We start from the raw sequence: 442 nt of genomic DNA on the forward strand, positions 1-442 counted from the left end.
GAGGAGGACCCCGAGTCCCTCTGGCCCAAGTACCGCAAGAAGTTCGAGCCCTGGAGCGAGGAGCTTCGCGGGTACATGACCGAGCACCTCAAGGACTACCTCGGCGTCGAGAAGGTCATCTGGGTCAAGGAGGGCATCGACCCCGAGGAGACCAACGGCCACATCGACGACGTCGCCACCTTCATCGCCCCGGGCGTCATGGTCTGCATCTGGACCGACGACCCCGAGTACCCGTTCTACGAGCAGTGCCACGCCGCCTACGAGACCCTCTCCAACGCGGTTGACGCCAAGGGCCGCAAGCTGAAGGTCTACAAGCTCTGCATGCCCGTGATGTTAGCGCTAATCTAAAATTGACCACTTTCGCAAACGCATCTCGCCGAATGCGCTAACGCGCTTTCGCCGACCCCGCTAACGTACTTTCACCAACTGCGCTAACGGAACT

At 60.6% G+C, this 442-nt stretch carries 1 protein-coding gene; it reads left to right on the forward strand.

Going from position 1 to position 442, the window contains the following annotated elements; genetic code table 11:
• Window positions 1-348, forward strand: a 348-nt coding sequence (locus ACTNA2_RS09100; protein WP_441049396.1) for an agmatine deiminase family protein, incomplete at its 5' end; no start/stop codon positions are given.
• Window positions 349-442: the final 94 nt, after the last annotated feature.

The organism is Collinsella sp. HCP28S3_E9 (assembly GCF_052065455.1).
GTDB lineage: Bacteria > Actinomycetota > Coriobacteriia > Coriobacteriales > Coriobacteriaceae > Collinsella.